At 56.7% G+C, this 22374-nt stretch carries 21 protein-coding genes; 6 read left to right on the top strand and 15 right to left on the bottom strand.

The features are described from left to right. Positions 1-99 precede the first annotated feature (99 nt). Positions 100-555: a DUF441 domain-containing protein gene (locus CV944_RS05560; protein ID WP_044743525.1), complete on the bottom strand. Its 456-nt coding sequence runs from the start codon at positions 553-555 to the stop codon at positions 100-102. A gap of 93 nt (positions 556-648) precedes the next feature. Between CV944_RS05560 and ytvI the strand changes: the two genes are divergently transcribed. Next, positions 649-1767, top strand: a complete 1119-nt coding sequence (ytvI, locus tag CV944_RS05565) for a sporulation integral membrane protein YtvI (protein WP_044743526.1) — start codon at positions 649-651, stop codon at positions 1765-1767. Positions 1768-1810: 43 nt separating this feature from the next. On the opposite strand, the gene pyk is transcribed toward ytvI, so the two are convergent. The 6 genes from pyk to dnaE all read right to left on the bottom strand — a co-directional run bounded on the left by pyk (position 1811) and on the right by dnaE (position 10688). After that, positions 1811-3574, bottom strand: a complete 1764-nt coding sequence (gene pyk / locus CV944_RS05570) for a pyruvate kinase (protein ID WP_100659261.1) — start codon at positions 3572-3574, stop codon at positions 1811-1813. A gap of 27 nt (positions 3575-3601) precedes the next feature. Continuing rightward, positions 3602-4561: a 6-phosphofructokinase gene (pfkA, locus tag CV944_RS05575; protein WP_100659262.1), complete on the bottom strand. Its 960-nt coding sequence runs from the start codon at positions 4559-4561 to the stop codon at positions 3602-3604. Between the two features lie 186 nt (positions 4562-4747). After that, complete coding sequence (accA, locus tag CV944_RS05580) at positions 4748-5725, bottom strand: acetyl-CoA carboxylase carboxyl transferase subunit alpha (RefSeq protein ID WP_100659263.1); 978 nt, start codon at positions 5723-5725, stop codon at positions 4748-4750. Further along, on the bottom strand, positions 5710-6582 hold the full coding sequence (gene accD / locus CV944_RS05585; protein WP_100659264.1) for an acetyl-CoA carboxylase, carboxyltransferase subunit beta: 873 nt from the start codon (positions 6580-6582) through the stop codon (positions 5710-5712). Before accD ends, accA begins: the two co-directional genes overlap by 16 nt. Before the next feature lie 75 nt (positions 6583-6657). After that, positions 6658-7260 (bottom strand): FadR/GntR family transcriptional regulator, encoded by a 603-nt coding sequence (locus tag CV944_RS05590; protein ID WP_033008561.1) that lies wholly within the window; start codon positions 7258-7260, stop codon positions 6658-6660. A 149-nt stretch (positions 7261-7409) separates the two neighbouring features. Then, complete coding sequence (gene dnaE, locus CV944_RS05595; RefSeq protein WP_044743531.1) at positions 7410-10688, bottom strand: DNA polymerase III subunit alpha; 3279 nt, start codon at positions 10686-10688, stop codon at positions 7410-7412. A gap of 112 nt (positions 10689-10800) precedes the next feature. Here dnaE and ytrH point away from each other — a divergent pair, with 112 nt between their 5' ends. Beyond that, positions 10801-11142, top strand: a complete 342-nt coding sequence (gene ytrH, locus CV944_RS05600) for a sporulation membrane protein YtrH (RefSeq protein ID WP_033008565.1) — start codon at positions 10801-10803, stop codon at positions 11140-11142. Then, positions 11139-11642 (top strand): sporulation membrane protein YtrI, encoded by a 504-nt coding sequence (ytrI, locus tag CV944_RS05605; RefSeq protein WP_033008567.1) that lies wholly within the window; start codon positions 11139-11141, stop codon positions 11640-11642. Before ytrH ends, ytrI begins: the two co-directional genes overlap by 4 nt. Positions 11643-11773: 131 nt before the next feature. Here the strand turns inward: ytrI and CV944_RS05610 are convergent, their stop codons facing one another. Further along, positions 11774-12721 (bottom strand): DHH family phosphoesterase, encoded by a 948-nt coding sequence (locus tag CV944_RS05610; RefSeq protein WP_033008569.1) that lies wholly within the window; start codon positions 12719-12721, stop codon positions 11774-11776. 100 nt (positions 12722-12821) lie between these two features. Here CV944_RS05610 and CV944_RS05615 point away from each other — a divergent pair, with 100 nt between their 5' ends. Continuing rightward, positions 12822-13130, top strand: coding sequence for a YtpI family protein (locus tag CV944_RS05615; RefSeq protein ID WP_044743532.1), 309 nt, complete (start codon positions 12822-12824; stop codon positions 13128-13130). 71 nt (positions 13131-13201) lie between these two features. On the opposite strand, the gene CV944_RS05620 is transcribed toward CV944_RS05615, so the two are convergent. Both CV944_RS05620 and CV944_RS05625 read right to left on the bottom strand, forming a co-directional pair. Then, a complete protein-coding gene (locus tag CV944_RS05620) occupies positions 13202-14509 on the bottom strand; it encodes a CBS domain-containing protein (RefSeq protein WP_100659265.1) in 1308 nt (435 codons plus the stop codon). Positions 14510-14624: 115 nt separating this feature from the next. Continuing rightward, complete coding sequence (locus CV944_RS05625; protein WP_100663946.1) at positions 14625-15305, bottom strand: metal-dependent hydrolase; 681 nt, start codon at positions 15303-15305, stop codon at positions 14625-14627. A gap of 139 nt (positions 15306-15444) precedes the next feature. Here CV944_RS05625 and CV944_RS05630 point away from each other — a divergent pair, with 139 nt between their 5' ends. Then, positions 15445-16539, top strand: a complete 1095-nt coding sequence (locus CV944_RS05630; protein WP_100663947.1) for a M24 family metallopeptidase — start codon at positions 15445-15447, stop codon at positions 16537-16539. 130 nt (positions 16540-16669) lie between these two features. Here CV944_RS05630 and ald read toward each other — a convergent pair whose 3' ends face one another. The 3 genes from ald to CV944_RS17420 all read right to left on the bottom strand — a co-directional run bounded on the left by ald (position 16670) and on the right by CV944_RS17420 (position 18879). After that, entirely contained in the window at positions 16670-17788 is a 1119-nt protein-coding gene (gene ald / locus CV944_RS05635; RefSeq protein WP_100663948.1) for an alanine dehydrogenase, read from the bottom strand. A gap of 89 nt (positions 17789-17877) precedes the next feature. Beyond that, positions 17878-18642, bottom strand: a complete 765-nt coding sequence (locus CV944_RS05640) for an SDR family oxidoreductase (protein WP_100663949.1) — start codon at positions 18640-18642, stop codon at positions 17878-17880. Positions 18643-18738: 96 nt separating this feature from the next. Then, positions 18739-18879, bottom strand: coding sequence for a hypothetical protein (locus CV944_RS17420; RefSeq protein WP_011232228.1), 141 nt, complete (start codon positions 18877-18879; stop codon positions 18739-18741). Between the two features lie 112 nt (positions 18880-18991). Here CV944_RS17420 and CV944_RS05645 point away from each other — a divergent pair, with 112 nt between their 5' ends. Further along, positions 18992-19438, top strand: a complete 447-nt coding sequence (locus tag CV944_RS05645) for a universal stress protein (RefSeq protein WP_033014467.1) — start codon at positions 18992-18994, stop codon at positions 19436-19438. Between the two features lie 69 nt (positions 19439-19507). On the opposite strand, the gene argH is transcribed toward CV944_RS05645, so the two are convergent. Further along, on the bottom strand, positions 19508-20887 hold the full coding sequence (gene argH, locus CV944_RS05650; protein ID WP_100663950.1) for an argininosuccinate lyase: 1380 nt from the start codon (positions 20885-20887) through the stop codon (positions 19508-19510). Positions 20888-20949: 62 nt separating this feature from the next. Beyond that, complete coding sequence (locus CV944_RS05655) at positions 20950-22170, bottom strand: argininosuccinate synthase (protein WP_015375604.1); 1221 nt, start codon at positions 22168-22170, stop codon at positions 20950-20952. Positions 22171-22374 lie beyond the last annotated feature (204 nt).

A 22374-nucleotide genomic window follows, 5' to 3' on the forward strand; every position in this document is an offset into this window, starting at 1 on the left:
CTTACGCCTACTATTATAAACAATTATCAGACTTTTGTGAACGGAAATGTATCGTCCTGGCAAAAGACATTACATAAGAATAACGTTCCCCGCCCCAGTTCAAAAATATTCTACCATTTTTATGACCATATAGGCAATCCCCGCGCCGATCAACGGACCGACCGCCACCCCGTGAAACAGCGACACCGCAATGACCGTGCCAAACACAAGCGCCGCGGTGATATGTGGGTCATTCGCCAAAAGCGTCACGCCCCCTTTCGCGATCAACGCAACAAGAATGCCGGATAAAAGCGCCACCCAGGCCGCCAACGATTGCAGCGAGCCGGCAAGCTGCTTAAGGCCGATCTCCCCGGAGGCAATGGGCGCCAGCACGGCGATCGTAATGAGCGTAATGCCCCAGTTGAGGCCTTTGGCATGGATCAACGGGAGCAGCCGCTGATCGAGGCCGGCGAGTTTAATGGCAAGCAGCACGACAATCGCGGCAATAAATGATTTGTTTTTCGCCAATAGGCCGACCAAAAGCAGCCCGAGCAAAAACAAGACGGGTTCGTTCATGATTGTTCGCCCTTTCCTCTGAAACTTGTCTTTTTGCTTCTTCGTAAAGAAACATGTAATATATCAGTATGGAAAACGAGTGGGGGTGAAACATTGTCCCGAATATATGTTGACCGCTTTTTGCGTTTTCTCATCGTCATCGCGATCGTTGCGTTCGGCGCTGCCGCCGCCTACTATGCCGCAACATTGACGTACCCGTTTATCATTGCCTTTTTCATCGCCTTTCTCATCAACCCGGTCGTCGACTTGTTGGAACGAAAGGTGAAAATGCCGCGCTGGCTCGCGGTCAGCGCCACGCTCATCGTCTTGTTCGCCGCTGTCGCCGGGCTGGTGACGCTGTTGATCGCTGAGATCGTTTCGGGAACGCAATATTTGGCCAATGTGGTGCCGGAAAAATTCCAGGCGCTCGTCGCGTACATCGAATCGTTTGCCGCCAATCAGCTTATCCCGCTTTACCAAGACTTGGCCGTCTTGTTTAAAAGCTTGAACGCCGATCAACAAGATACGATCATGCAAAACATTCAGGCGGTCGGAACGCAAATCGCGACGACGGTCGGCGAATTCATTCAGCGCGTGCTGCAAAACATTCCCCAGCTCATCGCCTGGCTGCCAAACGCGGCGACCGTATTTATTTTTTCACTGTTGGCGACCTTTTTCATCAGTAAAGACTGGCACCGCTTAATGCGGATGGCGCAGCGTTGGCTGCCGGCGAAAGCCCGCACGAGCGGGAAAACGGTGTTTTTGGATTTGAAGCGGGCGTTGTTTGGCTTTATTAAAGCGCAAGCGACGCTCATTTCGATTACGACGGTCATCGTGTTGATCGGCTTGCTCATTTTGCGCGTCGATTACGCGATTACGATCGCGTTGATCATCGGCTTTGTCGATATTTTGCCCTACCTCGGGACCGGCATCGTCTTCGTGCCTTGGATCATTTACGCCGCCATCAGCGGCGACATCCCGTTTGCGATCGGGCTCGGCGTTTTGTATATCGTCGTTCTCGTCCAACGGCAAATTATGGAGCCGAAAGTGCTCTCCTCCTCGATCGGGCTCGACCCGCTCGCGACGCTCATCGCCTTGTTTGTCGGCTTCAAGCTGCTCGGCTTCCTCGGCCTCATCGCCGGTCCGGTCGCGCTCGTCATCATCCGCACGCTCCACAGCGCCAACGTCTTCCGCGACATTTGGCGCTTTATCGTCGGCAGGCCGACTTTGTAAAAAACAGCCTTGGCTCCACTGGCCAAGGCTGTTTCAGTCCGCGTTACAACACGCTGGCATGGCCGCGATAGACGGCCCCGAACCCGCCGTCCACCGTAATCTCCTGCCCATCTTTAAACAAGGTTGTTGCGTTTTCCACTCCGACAATCACTGGAATCCCAAGGCTCAAACCGACGACCGCCGCATGGCTGGTCAACCCGCCCTCTTCAGTAATGATGGCTGCCGCTTTTTCGATCGCCGGCATCATGTCGGCATCGGTGCTGACAGTGACTAAAATGCCGCCGTCTGTCATTTTTTGCCGCGCCTCTTCCGCCGTTTTGGCGACGACCGCCTTGCCAAACGCCGACTTGCGGCCGATCCCTTGCCCTTTGGCCAGCAAATCGCTGATGACGTGCACTTTCATTAAGTTCGTTGAACCGGTTTCGCCGACCGGCACGCCGGCGGTGATGACGACCAAGTCGCCGTGCTTCACCAACCCGGAGCGCACCGCCGCATCGACGGCGACATCGAGCATTTCGTCCGTCGTGTTCACATGCGGCGCTTCTTTCGTATACACGCCCCACACAAGCGCCAGCCGGCGCGATACCGCTTCATTTGACGTCACGGCAATAATCGGCGCTTTCGGGCGATACTTCGCCACCATTTGCGGCGTTTTTCCGCTCACGGTCGGCGTCACGATCGCCGCCACATCCAAGTTGAGCGCGGTGTGGGCGACCGACTGCCCGATGGCGTCGGTGATCGTCGTTTGGCTTTCTTTTGTGCGTTGGGACAAAATGTCGCGGTGCTCAAGCGCCTGTTCGGTGCGGAGCGCGATTTGGTGCATCGTTTTCACCGCTTCGACCGGATACTGGCCGGCCGCCGTTTCCCCGGAAAGCATGACGGCGTCGGTGCCGTCAAAAATGGCGTTGGCGACGTCGCTCGCCTCCGCCCGCGTCGGACGCGGATTGCGCTGCATCGAATCGAGCATTTGCGTCGCCGTAATGACCGGCTTGCCGAGCATGTTGCACTTTTTAATGAGCAGTTTTTGAATGAGCGGCACTTCCTCAGCCGGAATTTCCACGCCCAAATCGCCGCGCGCCACCATCAGGCCGTCGGCGGCTTCTAAAATTTCGTCAATGTTGGCGACGCCTTCTTCGTTTTCAATTTTGGCGATAATTTGGATATGGAGGGCGTCATGCGCCTCAAGCAGCTCGCGGATCTCCAGCACATCGGACGCCCGGCGCACAAACGAGGCAGCGATGAAATCGATCCCTTGGCGAATGCCAAACAAAATGTCAGCCCGGTCTTTCTCGGTGATGCCCGGCAAGTTGACTTTGACACCCGGCACATTGACTCCTTTTTTGTTTTTCAACACGCCGCCGTTTAACACGGTCGTGACGATTTCTCCCGCTTGCTTGTCGACCGCGTTGACTTCCAGGCCGATGAGCCCGTCGTCAAGCAAAATTTTCGCGCCGACGGACACATCGTCGATCAACCCCGGGTACGTGACCGAAATTTTTTCCGGCGTGCCGAGCACTTCGCTCATCGAAATGACGAGCTTTGCCCCTTCCTTCAGCTCAATGGCGCCGTTTTCCATATTGTGCGTCCGGATTTCCGGCCCTTTCGTGTCAAGCAAAATGGCGACCGTTCGGCCCGTTCGTTTCGCCGCTTCGCGAATGTTGGCGATGCGCCGCCCGTGCTCTTCATGATCGCCGTGCGAAAAGTTCAGGCGCGCCACGTTCATTCCTGCTTCCATCAGCTGCACGAGCTTGTCCACGCTCTCGCTTGCCGGCCCGATCGTGCAGACGATTTTCGTTTTCCGCTTCATCGTGTCTTCTTCCTTTCCCCTCGGGACTTAAATGGACAATTCTTTCGACAATGCGTACATCCGCTGATCGATCGTATGTTTGTTGGCCAGCGCCTCCGCGATGTCATGGTCGACGAGCTGGTTGTTTTGGATGCCGACGCAGCGCCCGCCTTTTCCTTCAAGCAGCAGCTCGACCGCCCGGGCGCCGAGGCGGCTCGCGAGCACGCGGTCAAACGCCGTCGGCGACCCGCCGCGCTGCACGTGGCCAAGCACCGTCACGCGCGTCTCAAAGCCGGTCGCTTCTTGGATTTGCCGGCCGAAGTCGACGCCGCTTCCGACCCCTTCCGCCACGATGATGATGCTATGTTTTTTGCCGCGCTCATGGCCGCGTTTTAAGCGGGCGATGACGTCGTTCATATCATAATCGGCTTCCGGAATTAAAATCGTTTCCGCCCCGCCGGCCAGCCCCGACCATAAGGCGATGTCGCCGGCATGGCGGCCCATCACTTCAATGACGTACGTCCGCTCGTGCGACGTCGCCGTGTCGCGGATTTTGTCGATGGCATCAATGACCGTATTGAGCGCCGTGTCAAACCCGATCGTAAAATCGGTGCCCGGAATGTCGTTGTCGATCGTTCCCGGCACGCCGACGCACGGAAAGCCGTGCTCGGTCAGTTTTTTCGCCCCTTGGTACGACCCGTCGCCGCCGATGACGACCAGCCCTTCAATGCCGTGCTTTTTCAGCTGTTCGATTCCTTTTTTCTGCCCTTTTTCCGTCTTAAATTCCGGGCAGCGGGCCGTATAGAGTATCGTGCCGCCGCGGTGGATAATATCCCCGACATCGCCGACTTCCAGCTTTTTGATGTTGCCGGCGATCAGCCCGGCATACCCGTGATAAACGCCGTACACTTCCACCCCGTGGTAAATCGCTTTGCGGACAACCGCGCGAATGGCCGCATTCATGCCCGGCGAGTCGCCGCCGCTTGTCAACACACCAATCCGTTTCACTCATTCCACCTCATTTGCATCAAATTCAACACGTCCGACCTCATACATCTGTCGCTCTTGAACAACCCTAATGTACCATGAACATGGGCGGAACACAACAGCGACGCCTTGTTGAAACGGCTTACATGAACAGAATTTTTTCATGGACAGAACAAAGCTGCCCCGAAAGTCGAGACAGCTTTTTCCTTATCTTGCCCGAATCGTTTCCTGCAAAAACGACACTTGGCCGATTTGTTTAAATTTTTCATAGCGCTGCCGGACGAGCGCCTCGCCGTCAAGCGCCAACAACTCTTTCAACGACCGGCGCAGCACGCGGTCCATTTCCTTTGCCTGCTCGTCAGCGTTGCGGTGGGCGCCGCCTTTCACTTCCGGAATGATTTCGTCAATGACGCCGAGCGCTTTTAAGTCGTGAGCGGTAATTTTCATCGTTTCCGCCGCCCGTTGCGCCAATGACGCATCCTTCCATAAAATAGCAGCCGCCCCTTCCGGCGAAATGACCGAGTACGTGGAATTTTCAAGCATATGAATATGATTGCCGACGCCAAGGGCGAGCGCCCCGCCGCTTCCGCCTTCGCCGATGACGATGCAGACGACCGGCACGGTGAGCCCTGCCATTTCAAACAAGTTGCGGGCGATCGCTTCGCTTTGCCCGCGCTCTTCGGCCGATTTGCCCGGATAGGCGCCTTTCGTGTCGATAAAGCAGATGATCGGCCGCGAAAACTTTTCTGCCTGCTTCATGAGCCGCAGCGCCTTCCGGTAGCCTTCCGGGTGCGGCATGCCGAAGTTGCGGCGCAAATTTTCTTTCGTATCTTTGCCGCGCTGGTGGCCAATGACTGTCACCGGCAGCCCGTCATATTCGGCGATGCCGCCGACGATCGCCTCATCGTCGCCAAAGCAGCGGTCGCCATGGCATTCCAGAAAATTCGCAAACAGCCGCCCAATATAATCAAGCGTCGTCGGCCGCTGCGGATGGCGGGCGATTTGCACGCGGTCCCACGGCGTCAAATTGGCATACACGTCGTTTTCCAGCTTGGCGAGGCGCGCCTCCAGTTTCTCGATTTCCGCCGACAAGTCGACATCGGCCGTTTTCATAAACTCTCTCAGCTCTTGAATTTTGCGGCGCAGCTCGACAAGCGGCTTTTCGAATTCTAATTCCGCCACCATCCTGATTCCCCTCCTCCCGCGTGAATGCGAAGCACGACCGCCAGCGTCTCTTTCAGCTCATGGCGGTGAATGACGGCATCCAACTGACCGTGCTTTAACAAAAACTCCGCCGTCTGAAAATCTTCCGGCAGCTCTTCGCGCACCGTCTGTTCGATGACGCGGCGGCCGGCGAAGCCGATGAGCGCGCCAGGTTCAGCGAAGTTGTAGTCGCCAAGCGAGGCGAAGCTCGCCGATACGCCGCCTGTTGTCGGATGGGTCATGACGGAAATGAACAAGCCGCCGTCGCTGCTGAACCGTTTGAGCGCCGCGCTCGTTTTCGCCATTTGCATCAAGCTTAACACCCCTTCTTGCATGCGGGCGCCGCCGGAAGCGGTAAAAATGAGAAACGGCACGCCTTTATCGTGCGCTTGTTCGACTGCACGGGTGATTTTTTCGCCGACAACAGAGCCCATGCTGCCCATGCGAAACGAGGAATCCATGACCGCAATGACGAGCGGATGGCCGTCAAGCGTCCCTTCGCCGGTCACGACCGCCTCGTTCAATCCCGACTTGCGCCGGTCTTCCTCGAGTTTTTCTATGTAGCCCGGAAACCCGAGCGGGTTGACAGAAATCATATCGGCATCATATTCGCGAAAGCTGCCGTCATCCAGCACGCTCTCGATCCGTTCGCGCGCCGGCATCGGATGATGGTAGCCGCAGCTTAGGCAAACGCGCAAATTTTTCACCAACTCTTTTGTATACATAATTTTTTTGCATTGCGGGCATTTCGTCATCACGCCTTCCGGCACCTCATGCCTCACTTGCTCGGAAGGAAGCGACGCATACTTCTTCTTTTTGGCAAATAAATCTTTCCACACGAGGGAGCTCCTCCTTTGCGTTTTCGCCTCTCTACTACTTTATCGAAAATGCAAGCGGTTGTTTGTCAAACGGTGTCAGTTCTGTTTCGACAACGGCGAAGGCCGGTGCCTCTCCCAGACAGCAGCGGCTTCAGCCGGATCGCGTTTTTTCAATGCTGCTAACAGCTGGTCATAAAACGAGTCGGCAAGCGGTGGGTCGGGCGCACAGGCGGAGGCAAACCTAGACAGCGCCCGCCAAATGCGGATGAGCAAGTAGTTGTCAGCCGCCTCAGCGACCGCCTGAAAAAACGGCGTGAAATCAGTCGGTTTTTGGCGAACGGTTTTTTCCAGCCTCTCCAGCGCATCTTCACTGCAGCGGAGGCAAGCGAGCTCGAGCAGCAGCCGTTCGATCAGCCATTTCGTTTCCGCCAAATCCGCTTTCGCCCGTTCATTTTCAAGCAAAAACATCGCCAGCAACTCAATCAGCTGATGTCCGCCGACCTCGCACAAGTAGGTCCCTTCGCCGCGCCGCGTCTCAATCAGGCCGAGAAACTCAAGCGCCCGCAGCGCCTCGCGCACCGACGAGCGGCCGACGCCGAGCCGCTCGGCCAGCTCGCGTTCTGACGGCAGCTTGTCGCCCGGGACAAGGCCATCCTCGACAACGAGACGATGGATATGCTTCAACGTCTCGGCGTACACTTTTTCATCGTTGAACGGAGACCCCTCCTTTTCGGTTCATGCCATACTCCATGCGTGGGCGGCATGCCGTTCAACCGCAGCCAGACGCACTGGTCTGACCACCTAATGGTTATACGATATAATAAAATAGCGAAATAGTAAAGGGGAAGTTATTTCACAGCAATGCGCCCGAAGCCGAATAAGGCGAGCAGCCCATCGACAAGCGGCGCTGTGAGCGCGACGGCGTACTGCTCCGGAAGACGGAGAAGCGTCCGCTTCGCTTCGTCATACAAATAGACCGGCGTAGCGCCGCGCTGCTGCTCAAGCAGCTGTTTCAGCTTGGACAATTTGGCCTCATCGGCCCGGCTCGCGTTAATGTATAGCGCCGACACGGGCAGGAGGCCGGCGCGGCGGATGATGAGCTGTCGCCTGCCTGCGCGCCGGTCGACCGTTCCAAAAAGCAACACAAAGTTTCCTTCCGCCAGCTCATCGGAGGCGCGGGCATAAATGGACGGAAAGGCGACCGCCTCCACTTCCCCGCTTTCATCGCTGATTGTCACAAACGCCATTTCCTCCCCCCGTTTCGTTCTCGTTTTCCGCTGTTTGGCCACATAGCCGCCGACCACGGCCGCCGAACCGTGCATTTCGGCAATCGGCACCGCCCGGGCCGCTTGAAACAGCGGGCGGCAGACCGCGGCCGGATGTGGGGTGACGGCAAACCCGAGCAACTCTTTTTCCCGTTTCCGCCGCTCATCCGGCGGCAGCGGGGGGGCATCCATGTATTTCGGCTTCAGCGACAATCCGCCTGTGTCCAAGTACGGCCCGACCAATTGCACGTGTTCGACCGCCACGTCAATGCTCGCTAAAAGCGAAGCCCGCTCCCCGTCCATTTCATCAAACGCGCCGGCCAAAACGAGCGCCTCAAGCGCCGGGCGCGGCAATCCTTTCGGCAACAGGCGGATGGCGAAATCGAAAAAATCGGCAAACGGTCCGCGCTCCCGACGCTCTTCGATGATGAGCCTCGCCGCTGTGCCGACATGTTTCACCGCCGCCAGCCCGGTGCGGATCGCCTTGCCTTCGATCGCAAACCGATAGCCGCTCCGGTTGACGGATGGCGGCAGCAGCGGAATCCCTTTTTGCGCTGCTTCGCTAGCGTAAAGAGCCGTTTTTTCCCGGTCGCCGGAAGCGCCCGAGAGCATGGCCGCGTAAAAACAAAGCGGATAGTGGGCTTTAATGTAGGCCATCGCATACGACAACAGCGCATAGCTGACCGCGTGGCTCCGGTTGAAGCCGTAATCGGCGAAGCGGACGATATGCCGGTACAATTCCTCGGCAACTTCCTTTGGATAGCCGTTCGCCGTGCAGCCGGCGACAAACGCCTCCCGCTGTTCAGCGAGACGCGCCTTCTCTTTTTTCGCCACCGCCCGCCGGAGCACGTCCGCTTGTCCGAGCGAAAACCCAGCCATGCGGGCGGCGATTTGCATAATTTGCTCTTGGTAGATCAGCACTCCGTAAGTCGGCGCCAAAATCGGCTCAAGGTCAGGATGGATATACGAAATCGCCTCGTCTCCGCGCTTGCGCCGGATATAAGCAGGAATCATGTCCATCGGCCCCGGCCGGTACAAGGCGTTGACAGCGACCAAGTCTTCCAGCTCCGACGGCCGCAATTCCGCAAGCACACGCTTCATTCCGCTTGATTCAAGCTGAAAAATGCCGTTTGTCTCTCCGGCGCTCAGGAGCGCATACGTTTTTTCGTCGTCAAGCGGAACGCGACGCACATCAAACGGCTTTCCTGTCTGCCGTTCGATGAGACGCACCATTTGCCCGAGCAGCGTCAACGTGCGCAAGCCGAGAAAATCCATTTTGAGAAGGCCGAGCGCCTCGAGCGACCCCATGGCGTATTGCGTGAGCGGCCATTCGCCATGGCTTGGCTGCAACGGGACTTGGCGCACAAGCGGCTCAGGGCTGATGATGACGCCAGCCGCGTGAATCGATGTATGGCGCGGCAGCCCTTCGAGCGTTTGCGCGATATCCAGCCACTGCTTGCCGTCCGGCACCGTTTCGGCGGCGCGGCGGAACGCGGTCGACTCGCTGCGCCATTGGCGGATCGTCACCCCTTGTTTATCCGGCAAAAGCGACACAACCCGCTCCGCCTCGCTCCCGGGAATGCCGAGCGCTTTCGCCGTCTCGCGCAGCGCCGACTTGGCGCCGAACGTCCCAAACGTAATGATTTGCGCGACGCGGTCGCGCCCGTATTTGTCCGCCGCATAGCGAATCATTTCTTCGCGCCGGTCATCGGGAAAATCAAGATCAATATCCGGCACCGACACCCGCTCCGGATTCAAAAACCGCTCAAACAACAGCCCGTATTGGATCGGATCGACATCGGTAATAGCCAAAGCATAGGCGACGAGCGAGCCGGCCGCCGAACCGCGGCCCGGTCCGATGAGAATGCCACGTTGGCGGGCGTAGGCAACCACATCGGCGACAATCAAAAAATAATCGCTAAAGCGCATTGCCTGAATGACATCAAGCTCATGCCGCAGACGCTTCCAGTAACGCTCATCGGCGCCCGGCACACGGCGGGCGAGCCCTTGTTCGCACAGACGGCGTAAATACCCGTCCGCCGTCTCGCCGTCAGGCACCGGAAATTTCGGCAGCCGCCAGCCGCCAAACGGGATGTGCAGTTCGCACCGATCAGCGATCGCCGCGCTGTTCTCAAGCGCTTCTGGCAAGTCGGCAAACCGGCGCGCCATCTCATCCGGCGCCGCCAAATAACGGCCGCCATCCTCTTGGACGTCAGCAAATGGCACGCCGAGCCTGATCGCCTGCAGGCAGCGCCACGCTGCGGCGTCGCCGCGCTCAACATAACGGACGTCATTCGTCGCCACGACCGGAACCCCGGCTTCTTCCGCCAACTGCCGCAACGCTCCTTCGTACGGTGCGCGCGTCCGCTCGCCGCGCTGGACAGCCACATACAAACAGCCAGGAAACAGCTGTTGATAGCGGGCGAGCACCGCTTTCGCCTGCTGCCATTCCCCGGCGGCCAGCAGCGACTCGACCCGCCCTTCAGCCCCCGGGGTGATGGCGACAATTCCACCGCTCAACCGGCGGAGGGCGTCTTCATCGATCTGCTTTTCTTCGCCCATTTGGATCATCGTGCTGATTTCGATTACATGGTGGTACCCTTCCTCATTGGCGGCCAACAGCACGAGCGGATAGGCGCCGTCCCCGCTGAGAGCAATATCGGCCGTCACGCCGATGATCGGACGGATGCCATGGCGCTGGCACTCCTTGTAAAAGGGCAGAGCGCCATACAGCACGTTGCGGTCGGTCAACGCCAAGGCGGGGCAGCCGAGCTGTTTCGCCTTGGCCGCCAGCGCTTCCACGGTGGCCGTGCTTTGAAACAAACTATAGCCGCTTGACACATGCAAGTGCACAAACGTCATAGACAGCCCTCCCTTATTCATCCGTCTGCGGACGAAAACTTTTCCATTGGCTGCATGCTCCGTCCCATTCGTTGATATACATAGTAAAAGAGAAAGAAAGGGCGGGGAAACGATGGACGAAAAAGCAGCGTTTTTGCCGGCGTTGATCCAAAGCTATTTTATCGCGGTCGGCGTGTTGCTTGGCGGCGCCATCATCGGCGCGCTCGGCGCATTTTTGAGCGGCGGCCAGCCGCTGACGGCCATGTACCGGTTTGCCGGCGACTTGCGCATTTGGGCGGTCGTCGCCGCCATCGGCGGAACGTTTGATACGTTTTACGTCGTCGAGCGAGGGCTGTTTCTCGGGGAAACAAAAGACATTGTGCGGCAGTTTTTGCTCATTTTGTCCGCCATGGGCGGCGCGCAAACAGGAGTGGCGATCATTACGTGGCTGACACAGGAGCACATTTCGCCATGAGAATTCCTCCGTATTACCAATATCCGTCATGGCAGCGTTTTTTCGCCGGCGTAGCGATTGGGGCGCTCATCAGCTGGTTTGTCTTTTTGTACATTTTCGGCGTCCTGCAGGAAAAGCAGGTGCGGCACGTCAATGAGCTGAACGAGCAGATCGCCGACTTGCAAAATGAAATTCGCATTTGGCAAGAAGACTATATCCATTACAACAAAGAAATGAAAAAAAAGCTGACCGTGCAGGACGTGTCCGTCCACCTTGTCAACGCCGAGCAATACAAGCTTGATTCGTACACAGCGTTCCGCATCGAAGACAGTGTGAAAGAAGATTTGTCCCATTTAATCACCAAAGATATTGAAACGGTGTACAACAGCCGCGAGCTGATCAAGCGGGCAATTGAAAACAAAACGTATACGATCCACGAAAAAGCGTACCGGCTGGAAATTCATACGCTCACCATTTTCACCCTTTTGGCTGTGGAAGTGAAATTGAAGCCGCTCCCTTAACACGCCATGCAGCCGACAAACGAGAAAAGCCAAAACAAACCGACACCCCGACGCCGACAAGAGCGCCGGACGCTGCATCAGGCGGCAAAAGAGGGGGCGGCGCCGCATGACGCCCTTCTCGCCCCCTTCTGTTACCGTTCCGCCCGGCAAACGGCTCTCACCTCTTCAACAATGCGGTCGGCTTCTTCCCATGAAGCGATCGACGCGCCGGCCGCCAGCGGATGGCCGCCGCCGCCATGCCGCTTGGCGACGACATTGATGACCGGCCCTTTCGAACGAAAACGCACGCGAATCTCCTTCTCCTCCTCAACGAAAAACACCCAGGCGATGATGCCATCAATGTTGCCGAGCAGCCCGACAAGCTGCGACGCTTCAAGCGGGGTGACGCCGTATTCTTCGAGCAGCGCCCGCGGCATTTTCACCGCCGCCACTCCTTCATCGATCGTGAAATTCGACAGCACATAACCGCTCAAACGGGCGAGCGGCAGGCTCGTCCGGTACAGCCCGTCATACAATTCCGTCAGCGAAAAGCCGTACGAAATGAGCTCTCCGGCATAGCGAAACGTTTTTTCGCTCGTACGCGGAAACAAAAAACGGCCCGTGTCGCCGACAATGCCGGCATAAATCAGGCGCGCCGCCTCGGCGGTCATCGTCAGCCCGTCGTCTTTGCCGGCCAAATACAGTTCGTAAATCATTTCGCTCGTCGAGCTGGCGTCGGTGTCAACCCACATGATGTCGCCGTACGGCGTATCGTTCGGATGGTGGTCGATTTTGATCAGCTTCCGCCCGAGCCGGTAGCGGCTGTCACAAATCCGCTCTTCGTTCGCCGTGTCACAGACAATCACGAGCGCCTGTTCATAGGCGCCATCGTCAATGACATCCATTTGACGTAAAAATGACAACGATGGATCATCCGTCCCCACCGCATACACTTGTTTTTCCGGAAACGACGCCCGAAGCAGCGCCGCCAGCCCGCCTTGCGACCCGTACGCGTCCGGGTCCGGGCGCACGTGGCGATGGATGATGATCGTATCAAATTGGCGAATCGTTTCAAGAATGTCCCGGCAAACGTCTTTCATCACTTCGTCCCCTTTTTATGGCTTGTCATTTTCAACCGCTGGCATTTTTCCGCGCTTCTATGTACAATGGAAAAAGAAACGGACTACGGAGGGAGCCAGCATGCCCGTATTGGTTATTTTCATTATATTTTCCTTTTCGTTTTACGTCTATTATAAAATCCGCTACGTTCGCTCGCAGCGCCCGATGGAGCGCCGCTTCCTCTCGGCGAAATCGAGCATGGCGCTCGGGCTGTTTGTCGCCTTGTTCGGAGTCAACCAGTTGTTTTTGTATCAGACAACTGTCACCTATATCATCTCCTCCATCTTTATCGCCCTAGGCGCCGGCAGCGTCTGGGCCGGCTACCGCGCCTACCGCTACTATCTGCCGCAGGCGATCGAAGAGGCGGAAAAAGCGGCGAAACAAAGCTGACCATAACCGTTCACAGCGAAAGGGAAAGGATGTCCAGCAACAAAGGGCGGACATCCTTTTTTCGTTGTCGATTACCGGTCGATCAGCTGGCACATCATCATCGCCTTCCCGACGATGGCGCCTTCATTGTACACCTCGACGTCCACTTTTCCGAACTTGCGCCCGAGCTCTAAAAGCTTCGCCTGCACGTCGACTGTAGTGTCGATTTGCACCGGCTTGATGAAATAAATCGTAATGCTTTCCATCACCAAATCGCCGCGTTTGTACGCCCGCAGCATCCGCGCCGCCGCTTCGGTGACGATCGTCGTAAACACGCCGTACGAGAGTGTCCCTAAATAGTTCGTCATTTGCGGCGTGATCGTGCAGCGAAACAGCGTTTCTTTGTCGCCTGACTCGCGGAACTGGGCGGTGACGAGGTCATCGATCGTCTCGCCGACTTGCGGCTGGCGCTGCGCCATTTGCAGCGCTTTTAACACGTCTTGGCGGCTGATGATCCCTTGCAGCCGGTTATGGTCATCAACGACCGGAAGCAGTTCAATCCCTTCCCATACCATGATGTGCGAGGCAAATGCGACCGATGTTTTTCCGTTCACCGTAATCGGCTGCTTCGTCATCACCTTTTCGACCGGCAGCTGCCGGTCGACATCCAGCACGTCTTTTGCCGTCACAATGCCTTGCACTTTCAACTGGTCGTCGACGACCGGAAACCGGGTATGGCGCGTCTCGCGATTTAGCACATACCAGCGCTCGACGGGATCGTCTGTATATAAATAGGCTGTTTTCTCGACAGGGGTGACAATGTCCTCAACGAGCACAATCTCCTTTTTGATCAGCTGGTCATAAATCGCCCGGTTGATCATCGTCGCGACCGTAAACGTGTCATAGCTCGTCGAAATGATCGGCAGCTGCCGCTCATCGGCGAGCTTTTTCACGTGGTCGGCCGTGTCAAACCCGCCGGTGATGAGCACGGCCGCCCCCGCCTGAAGCGCCAGCTCGTGCGCCTTCGTCCGGTTGCCGACGATAAGCAAATCCCCTGCGCCCGTATAGCGCATCATCGCCTCCAGCTGCATTGCGCCGATGACAAAACGGTTGAGCGTCTTATGCAACCCTTCACGTCCGCCAAGCACTTGGCCGTCCACAATGTTGACAACCTCGGCGTACGTAAGCTTCTCAATGTTTTCCTTCCGTTTCTTCTCAATCCGGATCGTGCCGACGCGTTCAATCGTGCTCACATACCCTTTGTTCTCGGCGTCCTTGATCGCCCGGTACGCCGTCCCTTCGCTTACGCCCATTTCCTTGGCGATCTGCCGGACGGAAATTTTCTCGCCGATCGGCAGCCGGTGGATGTATTCTAAAATTTGTTCATGTTTGGTCGCCAACGGTCTTCACCCTTTACGCATTGTTACTTTCATTATACAGGGCTCAGCAGCGGGGATTCAACGATCGCGCCGGCCATCAGAAAGCGCCCTTCCCAAAGTGGGAAGGGCGCCGCTGTTACAGCTCGATGCTTTCGCCTGGCTTCAGAGCACGGCCGACACCCGACGGTAGAAGCGAGACGAACCGTTCGGGGTCTTGGGTGATCGGCGGGAACGTGTTGTAATGGATCGGCACGACGAGTTTCGCCCCGAGCCACTCGGCGGCGACCGCCGCGTCTTCCGGCCCCATCGTGAAGCTGTCCCCAATCGGCAAAAAGGCGACATCGATGTTATGGCGCTCGCCGATCAGCTTCATGTCGGAAAACAGCCCGGTATCGCCGGCATGATAGATCGTTTTGCCTTCGGCCGTGAACAAAATGCCGGTCGGCATGCCTAAATAAATGATTTGCTTGTCGTCCGTCACAAACCCGGAGCTGTGGAACGCCTGCGTGAACTTGACCGTGCCAAAGTCAAATTCGCGCGCCCCGCCGATGTTCATGCCAAACGTCTCGACGCCTTGCCAGCTTAAATACGTCGCCAGCTCAAATGTGGCCACGACAAGGGCGTTGTTCCGCTTGGCGATTTCAACCGTATCGCCGACATGATCCCCGTGCCCGTGCGTCAACAAAATGACATCCGCTTTCACATCCGCCGCGTTCAAATCGGTCGTCGTATTGCCGGTGATGAACGGGTCGATCAAAATCGTTTTTCCGTTCGTCTCAATGCGGACGACCGAATGGCCATGGTAGCTGATTTTCATCGTCACATCTCTCCTTTCCACTACACATGATTCGCCGCCGCCCATCCATTCCCTTCTTTTCCCGCCTGTCCATTTACAAACGGCCCGTTTCTTGATACGCTCAAAATGGACGATCACGAAAAAAGGAAGGAAGGGAACGATGAACCAACGGCTGGATGCTTTTTCATCATGGCTTCAACATCATGATGATTCATTTGCCTTCATTACGTCAAGCGCCAACGTTTTTTATTTGAGCGGCTTTTTTTGCGATCCACACGAGCGGCTGCTTGCATTGCTTGTCTTCCCTGACAGCGAGCCCGCGCTCGTCTGTCCGCAAATGGAAGTCCCGCGCGCCCGCCGGAGCGGCTTTGGGTATACGGTGATCGGCTACGACGACAGCACCGACCCATGGGAAGAGATCGGGCGCCATCTCGAAGCGCGCGGCGCAAAACCCGGCTTGATTGCCATCGAGAAAAACCATTTGTCGTTCGCCCGTTTCGAGCGTCTCTCGGCATTGTTTCCAAACGCCAAGTGGCACGACGCCGAAGAAAAGCTGCGCCAGCTTCGCCTGATCAAGGATGAGCAGGAAATGAAGGTGTTGCGCCAGGCGGCAAAACTGGCCGACAAAGCGATCGAAATCGGCGTCTCCGCCATCCGCCCGGGCGTGACGGAGCTTGAACTTGTCGCCGTCATTGAATATGAGCTGAAAAAACTCGGCGTTGAAGGGATGTCGTTTCCCACGACCGTGCTTGCAGGCGCCAAATCAGCCGACCCGCACGGCGTGCCGGGAACGGCGGCGGTCGCACCGGGCGATTTCGTGCTGTTCGATTTGGGCGTCATCGTCGATGGGTATTGCTCCGACATTACCCGCACCGTCGTCTGTCAGACGGCAAGCGACGAACAGCGGCTCATGTACGATACCGTTCGGCGCGCCCAGCAGGCGGCGATCGACGCCTGCCGCCCGCAAACCGCGATGAAGGAGATCGACCGCTCCGCTCGAAACGTCATCGAACAAGCCGGCTACGGCCCGTACTTCACCCACCGCGTCGGGCACGGCTTAGGAATCGAAATCCACGAATACCCATCGCTTCATGGCGCCAACCCCGACCCGCTCGCTCCCGGCATGGTGTTTACGATCGAACCGGGCATTTACGTCCCATCCATCGGCGGCGTGCGCATTGAAGACGATGTCGCGGTCACGAACAACGGCGTTGAGGTGTTGACGTCGTTTTCGAAGGAATTGATCATTGTATAACGAGAAAAACCATTGGCAAAAGCTTCTGCGAATAAGCGCACGAACAAAGCTGTCCGCCGGATCGATCCCGAAGCCGATTCGGACAGCTTTGTTTTCTCATCGCCATCAAGGCGGCTCCATCTTCATTGTTTCATCCCTGCAGCAACGAATGAACATCCGTATACGGCATGTTGTGCGCCGCCGCGACCGCTTCGTACACGATGTGCCCATCGAGCGTGTTGATCCCTTTTAACAGCGCCGGGTTATCCAAGCACGCGGCGCGGTAGCCTTTGTTGGCGATTTGCAAGGCGTATGGGATCGTGACGTTCGTAAGCGCGAATGTTGACGTACGCGGCACCGCGCCCGGCATGTTGGCGACGGCGTAATGGACGACGCCGTGCTTGACGTATGTCGGATCGTCATGCGTCGTGACGCGGTCGGTCGTTTCGAAAATGCCGCCTTGGTCAATGGCGATGTCGACCAACACCGATCCCGGCGTCATCGAGCGCACCATCTCTTCCGTCACCAGCTTCGGCGCTTTCGCCCCCGGGATCAAGACGGCGCCGACGACCAAATCCGATTCGCGCACGCACTCGGCGATATGGTACGAGTTGGACATGAGCGTCGTCACGTGGTCGCCGAACAAATCATCGAGCTCGCGCAGCCGCTCGGCGTTAATGTCCAAAATCGTCACGTCTGCCCCGAGACCGACCGCGATTTTCGCCGCGTTCGTCCCCGCCGTTCCGCCGCCGATGATCGTCACTTTGCCGCGCCGCACTCCGGGCACGCCGCCAAGCAAAATGCCTTTCCCGCCGTGCGGCTTCTCGAGAAACTGGGCGCCGACTTGCACCGACATGCGGCCGGCGACTTCACTCATCGGCGTCAACAGCGGCAGCGAGCCGTTCGCAAGCTGCACCGTCTCGTAAGCGATGCCGACCACTTGCTGCTCGACGAGCGCTTTCGTGAGCGCTTCGGCCGCGGCTAAATGCAAATACGTAAATAAAATGAGCCCTGGACGGAAATAGCGGAACTCCTCAGGCAGCGGTTCTTTCACTTTCAACACCATCTCCGCCGCCCAGGCATCTTCCGCTTTTGTCACGATCACTGCCCCGGCTTTTTCATATTCAGCGTCAGAAAACCCCGACCCAGCGCCGGCTTCCGTCTCCACATACACGTCATGCCCCGCTTTGACGAGCGTCATCACGCCTGCCGGAGTGATGGCGACGCGGTTTTCATTGTTTTTGATTTCTTTTGGAATGCCGATCTTCATCACTTTTTCCTCCTTTTTCCTTCCCGCTTCTCCTTTTATTGTGCCCCGTTTCGCGCAAAAGCAAACGAAAAAAGGAGGAGGCGCTGTTCTCAACGGAAAAGGTGGCGGTAAATGACGTTCGCTCCGCCGGTGACGTCAATGACGGCGCCGGTGATGAAATCCGAGTCGTCCTCGCATAAAAACGCGATGACGCGGGCGATATCTTCGCCAGTCCCCGGGCGCCCGACCGGCGTTTCCGCATCCCTTCTCACGCGGGCGTCGGCGATCCCCGCTTCTTTCATATCGCCGACAATGTTGCCTGGGCACACCATATTGGCGGTAATGCCATATTCCGCCTCTTCCAGGGCGATCGTTTTCGTCAGCGATACAAGCCCGACTTTCGCCGCGCCGAACGCCGAACGGTGCACCCAGCCCGGGGCATCCGCCGCTCCTTGAAATCCGTACGTAATGATGCGGCCAAACCGCTGTTTTCGCATAATCGGGATCGTCCGCCTCACTAAATGGAAGACCGAGCTCAAATTGCCTTCAATCATTTCGTACCATTCGTCTTCCGTATAATCGGCCAGCTTTTTCCGCTCAAAAATGTACGGCCCTGCATTGTTGATGAGGCAGTCAATGCGGCCAAACCGCTCCATGGCGGCGTCCACAAGCGCCGCTAAATCGTTTTTGTCCGTCACATCTCCCTGCACAAACTGGAGGCGGTCAGCGGCGCCGCGGTACTTCTCGGCAAGCGAGCGCACCGCCTGTTCATCGCTCCGGTAGTTCACCGTCACCGAGTAGCCTTTATCAAGCAGCAGCTCGGTCACTTTTCTCCCCAATCCTTTCGCTCCGGCCGTAATCAAGGCGTGCCGCACCCTTCTCCCTCCTCGTCGCGATTTGCTGTCTCATTTTTACTTTACTACAAACCGGAGCGAATACAAAAAAATAACCATAACGCGCAGGCGCTATGGCTATTCGCCGACTTCGCGGCGCGGGTCGTAATACGATTCATCCTCGTCAACAATGCCGCTTTCATACGACTCGGTAATTTGCTCGGTGATCGTCCGCACTTCCTCCTCATCGTACTGCCAGTCGTTATACCGCTTTTCCATTGCTCTTCCTCCCCTGTTCACAAAATCTCAATATATGGCCTAGTTTCTCGTCAAAGGGCGATGGGTATACCATATATAGAGATAGCATTTTTAACCAAAGGGAGGGGAGAACATGACCATGACCTACCAAACGATCGTCGTCGCCGTCGATGGCTCGAAGGAAGCGGAATGGGCGTTCAAAAAAGCGGTTCAAATCGCCAAGCGAAACGGGGCGAAACTCATTTTGACCCACATCATCGACTTGCGCGGCTTTACGACCGTTGAAGCGCACGATTACGCCCTCGCCGAACGGTCGGAGCAATATGCGAACGAACTTCTGGAACGGTATAAAAACGAAGCCGTCGCCGCTGGACTCGACGATGTGGACACCGCAGTCGAATTCGGCTCGCCGAAAGTGAAAATCGCCAAAGACGTCGCTCCGAAATACAAAGCCGACCTCATCATTTGCGGGGCGACCGGGTTGAACGCGGTCGAGCGGTTTCTGATTGGCAGTGTCTCGGAAAACATCGTCCGCCATGCGAAATGCGATGTGCTTGTGGTCAGGACACCGAAAGAATAGCCTTCCGCGCCCAACGAATGCATCCATTCTCTGTGCCGCCGGCAAATGCCAAAAAAGAACACCCCGCCGTTACGGGGTGTTTAGCTTTTCTTTCGCTTTTTCAAGCGCCGCCCGCACTTCGGCAAAACCGGTGCCGCCGGCGCTGTTGCGGCGGTTGACGGCCGTGCGCGGGTTCAAGGCGTCATAAATGTCTGCGTCAAAGAGCGGCGACGCCTCCTTATACACGTCAAGCGGCAAGTCGGCCAAAAAGACGCCTTTCTCAATGCAAAGCAGCACGAGCTTGCCGACGACCTCATGCGCCTCGCGGAACGGCATGCCTTTTGCCGCCAAGTAATCGGCAAGCTCGGTCGCGTTGGAAAAGTCCTGCTTCGTCGCCCGCTCCATGACGTCTGTGCGCACGTTCATCGTTTCAATCATGCCGGTGAAAATTTTCAGCGACCCGACGACCGTCTTTACTGTATCAAACATGCCTTCTTTATCTTCTTGCATGTCCTTGTTGTAGGCGAGCGGCAGCCCTTTCATCACCGTGAGGAGCGCCATCAAGTGGCCGTACACGCGGCCGGTTTTGCCGCGGATGAGTTCGGCCATGTCCGGGTTTTTCTTTTGCGGCATGATGCTGCTGCCGGTCGCAAACGCATCATCCAGCTCAATGAACTGGAACTCTTGGCTTGACCAAAGAATCAACTCCTCGGCCAACCGCGACAGGTGCATCATGAGCATCGAACTGTTGCTTAAAAATTCGATGATGAAATCGCGGTCGCTCACCGCATCAAGGCTGTTTTCGTAAAGATCGGCAAAGCCCAAAAGCTCCGCCGTCCGATGCCGGTCGATCGGAAACGTCGTCCCGGCGAGCGCCCCGGCGCCGAGCGGCGAGCGGTTAATCCGTTTCAGCGACTCAGAAAAACGTTCATAGTCCCGCTCGAGCATCCAAAAATACGCAAGCAAATGATGGGCAAACGAAATCGGCTGCGCCCGCTGCAAATGCGTATACCCGGGCATGATCGTGTCGACATGTTTGTCGGCTTGAGCGACAAGCGCCCGCTGCAGCCCGCGGATGAGACTGAGAATCTCTTCAACGCGCTTGCGCAAGTATAAATGCATATCGGTCGCCACTTGGTCGTTCCGGCTCCGTCCAGTGTGCAGCTTGCCGCCGACCGGGCCGATGTCGTCGATGAGCATTTTTTCAATGTTTAAATGAATGTCTTCATACGCGACGGAAAACTCGAGTTCCCCCCGCTTCGCTTTTTCGAGCAGCCGCAGGAGTCCGCTCTTGATCTTCTCGACATCTTCCGCCGGCAAAATGCCGCACTCGCCAAGCATCGTCACATGGGCAAGGCTGCCTTCAATGTCTTCTTCAACGAGCTCTTGGTCGAATGGGATCGACGCGCCAAACTCGTCGACCCATTCTTCCGCTGTTTTCGTAAACCGTCCGCCCCAAAGCTTTTTCACGAATCTCGCCGCAGAGGAATGCGACTTCCTCCTTCCTTTCATGAAGTTCCCTTCATTTTCCTTCATTGGCCGGTCGGCACCGACGCCTTGTTTTGCTTGTTCACGATGCTGTTGACTTTCGTCGGCAGGCCGTACAGCGAAATGAATCCGACCGCCGCTTGATGGTCAAATTCATCTTCGGACGTGTATGTTGCCAATTTTTCATCATAGAGCGAGAACGGCGATTTGCGCCCTTCGACGATCGCATGGCCTTTAAACAGCTTCACGCGCACGACGCCGGTGACGTTTTTCTGCGTTTCTTTCAAAAACGCGACCAACGCGTCTTTCAGCGGTGAGAACCAAAGACCGTTGTAAATGACTTCGGCGATTTTTTGTTCGATGATCGGTTTGAAGTGCGCAACTTCCCGCACCAATGTCAAGTCTTCGAGCTCTTTATGCGCTTTGATGAGCGTGATCGCCCCCGGGCATTCGTACACTTCGCGCGACTTGATGCCGACAAGGCGGTTTTCGACGTGGTCGATGCGGCCGACGCCGTGCTTGCCGGCCAACGCGTTCAGCTCCAAAATGAGCTGCGCGAGCGGATACGCCTTCCCGTTTAACGTCACCGGCACACCTTGTTCAAAGCCGATCTCGATGACATCCGGCACATCCGGCGCGTTCTCAAGCGAAGCCGTCAGCTCATACGCCTCTTCCGGCGGCGCCGCCCACGGGTCTTCCAAAATGCCGCACTCGTTGCTTCGTCCCCACAAGTTTTGGTCGATGGAAAACGGGCTGTCAAGGTCAACCGGAATCGGAATGCCGTGCTGTTTCGCGTATTCGATTTCTTCCTCGCGCGACCAGCTCCACTCGCGCACCGGGGCAATCACGTCCAAATCCGGATTGAGCGCTTTGATCGACACTTCAAAGCGCACTTGGTCGTTCCCTTTCCCCGTGCAGCCGTGAGCCACCGCCACCGCGCCTTCGAGCTCGGCGATTTCAACGAGTTTTTTCGCGATGAGCGGACGCGACAGCGCCGAAACGAGCGGATATTTCCCTTCGTACAACGCGTTCGCCTGCAAGGCGATGAGCGCATACTCGTTCGCAAATTCGTCTTTGACGTCGATGACATACGATTTGATCGCCCCGACTTTGAGCGCTTTTTCTTTCACGAAATCGAGGTCTTTCCCTTCCCCAAGGTCCAAGCAGCACGCGATCACATCATATCCGCGCTCCTGGAGCCACTTGATCGCGACTGATGTATCTAAACCGCCCGAGTAGGCCAACACCAATTTTGGATTTGCCATGGTCGTTCTCCTCTCCTGTCACATAAATATACTTAAATATAAATAAATATTCAAATTTAATACATTATCACTTTATCAGCTTTCCCGTGATTTTTCAATACTTATTCAGTGAACTACCCCCACTTAATTTTCTAGCGAAAATTTGAAGTGGGGGCTTCCAAAGAAGTTTGACTGCTTCAAGCAATCCTTATTCTTTGAGGCGTG

Origin of the sequence: Geobacillus sp. WSUCF-018B (assembly GCF_002809985.1) — a bacterium.
In the GTDB taxonomy this organism is placed as follows: Bacteria; Bacillota; Bacilli; order Bacillales; family Anoxybacillaceae; genus Geobacillus; species Geobacillus thermophilus.

Bases quoted from the DNA above. Each gene is read 5' to 3' on its own strand.
- CV944_RS05560 (WP_044743525.1), bottom strand. From the start codon at position 555: ATGAACGAACCCGTCTTGTTTTTGCTCGGGCTGCTTTTGGTCGGCCTA.
- pyk (WP_100659261.1), bottom strand. From the start codon at position 3,574: ATGAAGCGGAAAACGAAAATCGTCTGCACGATCGGGCCGGCAAGCGAG.
- accA (WP_100659263.1), bottom strand. From the start codon at position 5,725: ATGGTGGCGGAATTAGAATTCGAAAAGCCGCTTGTCGAGCTGCGCCGC.
- dnaE (WP_044743531.1), bottom strand. From the start codon at position 10,688: ATGACGTTTGTGCACTTGCATGTGTCAAGCGGCTATAGTTTGTTTCAA.
- ytrH (WP_033008565.1), top strand. From the start codon at position 10,801: ATGGACGAAAAAGCAGCGTTTTTGCCGGCGTTGATCCAAAGCTATTTT.
- ytrI (WP_033008567.1), top strand. From the start codon at position 11,139: ATGAGAATTCCTCCGTATTACCAATATCCGTCATGGCAGCGTTTTTTC.
- CV944_RS05610 (WP_033008569.1), bottom strand. From the start codon at position 12,721: ATGAAAGACGTTTGCCGGGACATTCTTGAAACGATTCGCCAATTTGAT.
- CV944_RS05615 (WP_044743532.1), top strand. From the start codon at position 12,822: ATGCCCGTATTGGTTATTTTCATTATATTTTCCTTTTCGTTTTACGTC.
- CV944_RS05625 (WP_100663946.1), bottom strand. From the start codon at position 15,305: ATGAAAATCAGCTACCATGGCCATTCGGTCGTCCGCATTGAGACGAAC.
- CV944_RS05630 (WP_100663947.1), top strand. From the start codon at position 15,445: ATGAACCAACGGCTGGATGCTTTTTCATCATGGCTTCAACATCATGAT.
- ald (WP_100663948.1), bottom strand. From the start codon at position 17,788: ATGAAGATCGGCATTCCAAAAGAAATCAAAAACAATGAAAACCGCGTC.
- CV944_RS17420 (WP_011232228.1), bottom strand. From the start codon at position 18,879: ATGGAAAAGCGGTATAACGACTGGCAGTACGATGAGGAGGAAGTGCGG.
- CV944_RS05645 (WP_033014467.1), top strand. From the start codon at position 18,992: ATGACCATGACCTACCAAACGATCGTCGTCGCCGTCGATGGCTCGAAG.
- CV944_RS05655 (WP_015375604.1), bottom strand. From the start codon at position 22,170: ATGGCAAATCCAAAATTGGTGTTGGCCTACTCGGGCGGTTTAGATACA.